The organism is Nocardia albiluteola, assembly GCF_018860155.1.
Lineage (GTDB): Bacteria > Actinomycetota > Actinomycetes > Mycobacteriales > Mycobacteriaceae > Nocardia > Nocardia albiluteola.
Window position 1 is genome coordinate 1 of sequence record NZ_JAHKNI010000009.1, and the last position, 3,264, is coordinate 3,264.

3 protein-coding genes and 1 pseudogene are annotated in these 3,264 nt (G+C 69.1%); 3 read left to right on the forward strand and 1 reads right to left on the reverse strand.

The features are described 5' to 3' along the window. Positions 1-340 (reverse strand): annotated as a pseudogene (locus KO481_RS25425) (hypothetical protein); the annotation flags it as partial. A gap of 172 nt (positions 341-512) precedes the next feature. On the opposite strand from KO481_RS25425, the gene KO481_RS25430 reads away from it, so the two are divergent. Genes KO481_RS25430 through KO481_RS25440 form a run of 3 tightly spaced genes read left to right on the forward strand, consistent with a single transcriptional unit; the run spans position 513 to position 3,261 of the window. After that, positions 513-902 (forward strand): hypothetical protein, encoded by a 390-nt coding sequence (locus tag KO481_RS25430; protein WP_215920441.1) that lies wholly within the window; start codon positions 513-515, stop codon positions 900-902. 50 nt (positions 903-952) lie between these two features. Beyond that, on the forward strand, positions 953-2,032 hold the full coding sequence (locus KO481_RS25435) for a glycosyltransferase (RefSeq protein ID WP_215920442.1): 1,080 nt from the start codon (positions 953-955) through the stop codon (positions 2,030-2,032). Continuing rightward, positions 2,029-3,261 (forward strand): hypothetical protein, encoded by a 1,233-nt coding sequence (locus KO481_RS25440; RefSeq protein WP_215920444.1) that lies wholly within the window; start codon positions 2,029-2,031, stop codon positions 3,259-3,261. The genes KO481_RS25435 and KO481_RS25440 overlap by 4 nt, the downstream gene beginning before the upstream one ends. The last annotated feature ends 3 nt before the right edge of the window (positions 3,262-3,264 follow it).

A 3,264-nucleotide genomic window follows, 5' to 3' on the forward strand; every position in this document is an offset into this window, starting at 1 on the left:
GAAACAGCAGCGGATCCGGCAGCGGATCCGGCAGCGGATCCGGCTCCGGAAGCAGCAGCGGCAGCAGCAGTGGCTCCGGAAGCAGCAGTGGCTCCGGAAGCAGCAGCGGAGGCGGAGGCGGAGGCGGCGGAGGCGGAGGAAGCAGCAGCAGCGGAGGCAGCGGCGGAGGCGGAGGCGGCGGAAGCACCAGCGGCAAAGGCAGCGGATCCGGCAGCGACAGCACCGGAGGCGGCAGCACCGGGACCGGCAGCGGCGGCAACCACGGCAACGGAACGTCCCCCAAGACCGCCGCTTTCAGCTCCGGCGGCTCCTCGGGCTCGGGGCTCTCCCTGGGCTCCACCGGCCTGAGCGGTTACTCGTCCTTCGGCCAGAGTGGTGTCGGCAGCCCGTTCAGCGGCGCCTCGGGGGCACTGTCGTCGCTCGAGAACATGCTGCAGACCATGGCTTCCGGCGCGTTCGGCGCGTCGTCCGGTTCGCCCGGTCACTCCGGATCCGGATCCAGGACATCGGGCGTGAGCGGTCTCTGGGGCAGCGGCAACCCGTTCGGATTCGACACCCGCCCGGCGGGTATCGGTGGCGGCGGCGCGGGAGGGGGCGGCGGCAGCTCCGTGATGGCAGCCCCCGACGAGTCCAGGCTGTTCCCCCGCGCGGCCGGTGTCGCCGCCGTGAGCGGCGTAATGGACGTGGCCGCCGAGGCGGCCGTCCCCCGGGCGGGCGTGGTGGAGACCGCCGCTGGGCCGGTGGGCGGCTATCCGATGGGCGGCGGCATGGGCGCCGGTCAGGGTGGTCAGGGCAATCAGCAGAAGGAGCGCAAACGCGCGCCCTATCTGGACGGTAAGGAACATCTCGAGGAGGCCGTCGGCGAGGACCCACTGTCCGTGCGCCCCATTATCGACCGCTGATCCCGACGTGCCCCGCCTCGTCCCTCTGTTCCCGAATGTGAGCCTCCGCCTTGCGATTCCACGTCGTCAACCAGCCCAATACGCAGACCACCCAGTACTACCAGCCGTGCGCGTACACGCAGAAGAACCGTCGCTTCGCGACCATGATGACGCGGCTGGGCCACGAGGTGTTCCTGTACGGCGGCGAGGAGAACGACGCGGAGTGCACCGAATTCGTCACCCTCGTGACGAAGCAGGAGCAGGCCGAATGGTTCGACAACTTCGACCCCTACCGGCAGCTGGCCAATATGACCTGGGATCAGCGCGCCCCGCACTGGGTGGCCTCGAACGATCGCGCCATCACCGAGATCGCCCGGCGCAAGCGGGACCGCGACTTCATCTGCATTCTCGGCGGCACCTGCCAGAAGCCCATCGCCCAGACGTTCCCGGAGCTGATGACCGTCGAGTACGGCATCGGCTACAGCGGCGTATTCGCCAACTATCGGGTCTTCGAGAGCTACGCGTGGATGCACTCGGTGTACGGATCGCGCACCACCGTACCCGGCGTGATGAGCGCCCGCGGCCGGTTCTACGACACGGTGATCCCGAATTACTATGAGGTGGACGACTTTCCGTTCTCGGCGGAGAAGGACGACTACTTCCTGTTCATCGGACGGTTAGTGGAGCCCAAGGGCATTCAGGTCGCCATCGACACGTGCAAGCGGTTGGGCGCGAGACTCGTCGTGGCCGGGGCGGGGCAGCCGCCGCCGCCGGAGGTCGCCGAATATGCCGGCGTGGTCGATCATGTGCGCCGCGGCGAGCTGATGAGCCGCGCCCGCGGAGTATTCGTGCCGTCGCTGTATCTGGAGCCGTTCGGTGGCGTGCACGCGGAGGCGATGCTCTGCGGAACCCCGGTGATCACCACGGACTGGGGTGTTTTCACCGAGACCGTGCAGCAGGGTGTGCAGGGCTTCCGCTGCCATACGCTGCGCGAGTTCTGCGATGCCGCCGAATCGGTGGACAAGCTGGACTATCGGGGCATTCGCGAGTACGCGATCTCCCGTTTCTCCACCGATGTCGTCGGCCCTCAGTACGTGAGGTACTTCGAACGCCTGGAGTCCCTGTGGGGCGATGGGTGGTATGCCGCGTGAGTAGCGACAACTCCGGTGGCAGCGGCGCCTCGGGCAGCGGCAACGAGGCCCTGACCACCTTCGGCAGCGGCTCCCATGTCGTCGAGGTCCGGCCCGACGCCCTGATCGCCGATGGCAAGAAGCTGGCATCGCTGCCGGAATTGGTGGGCGGAATCTTCGACACCCTCACCTCACTGCACAACAACATCACCGCCCTGGGCCAGCCCTGGGGCGACGACAAGACCGGGGAGCAGTTCTCGCAGGGCGCCTCGGGCTATCTGGCCGCGTTGAATTCGCTGGTCGGGAACGCAAGCACGGGTAACGACGCCTCCGGGGCGATTCCGGTCTTCGGGCAGATCCTGGTCAACTACGGCGAGACGATCCAGACCGCGGGACAGGCGTTCGCCTCCGGCGACGACCTCTATGCCGAGTGGATCCTGAAGAACTACGTCGACGAGAGCGCCTCCGGCGATCCGGGGAAGTACTCGGGCCCGCTGAGTTCGATTCCCGATTCGGGTGGCGGCGGCTCGACCGGCCCGAACAACTATTACTACAACACCGGCGGCGGTGGTGATTCCGGCGGCGGTGGTCATTCGGGTGGTGATCCCGGTGGCGGCGGATCGGACAACGGTGCCGGGGGCCTCGGCGACGGGTCGCTCGGTGGCGGCACCGGCGGTTCGGGGCTCGGGCAGAAGGACGAACTCAACGGCTCCCAGCCGGACCCGTCCGGCGACACCTCCGGCACTGCGCCCACCACCTCCGACCTCTCGCCCTACGGCGGCGCGAGCGGGGCTCCGGATCCGCTCGGTGCGTACGCTCTGGGCCCCAGCGGCGCCGTCCCCGGCGGGCCGTCCGATCCGGGTGGCGAATTCGACTCTGCCGGTGTACCTTTCGGCGCCGACGGGCCGAAAAGCTATGCGGCGGGCCTGGGCAAGGCGGGTGGCGGCGCCGCCGGGCTCAGCGCCGCGGAGAAGCTGGACCGCTCGCCGTTCCAGGGCGAGGAGCTCGCCTCGAAGCTGGGAGCGAAGGGGGTGAGTGCGCGCGCGGGCGGTGCGGGCGCCGGCATGCCCGGCATGCCGGGTGGTCTGGGCGGTGCGACCGGCAAGGGTAAGGACGACGAAAAGAACAAGCGTCGAGACCGGCGGCGGGGGATCTCGCCGGATGTGCAGATCGAATCGGGCGGCGACGATGCGCCTCGGCAGCCCGGCGACCCGTGGGAGCGGTCGGGCTGGACCACGGGTGGTGCGTGACGT